This window comes from Sedimentibacter sp. B4 (assembly GCF_000309315.1).
Lineage (GTDB): Bacteria > Bacillota > Clostridia > Tissierellales > Sedimentibacteraceae > Sedimentibacter > Sedimentibacter saalensis.
Genome location: NZ_CANG01001135.1, coordinates 1 through 202, shown reverse-complemented (window position 1 = coordinate 202; position 202 = coordinate 1). Strand labels below are relative to the sequence as shown.

At 64.4% G+C, this 202-nt stretch carries 1 pseudogene; it reads left to right on the top strand.

Features of this window, described 5'->3' with window-relative positions:
• Nucleotides 1-197: pseudogene (locus BN358_RS28215) on the top strand (hypothetical protein); the annotation flags it as partial.
• Nucleotides 198-202: the final 5 nt, after the last annotated feature.

The window sequence follows — 202 nt, the reverse complement described above, 5'->3', positions numbered from 1 at the left end:
AAGTACAGCGAGGTCCGCGCCATCGGACCGAGAAGGAGTGGGAGGGCACGCGCCCGGACCACGACTGGCACCGGAGTCCACACGAGGACTCCCCTGACAAGGAGACCAGCATGAAGCACAGCAAGGCCTATCGGGCCGCAACCGAGAACTTCGACGAGAACCAGCTGTACAGCCCCGAGGCTGCCCTGGCGACGTGAAGAAG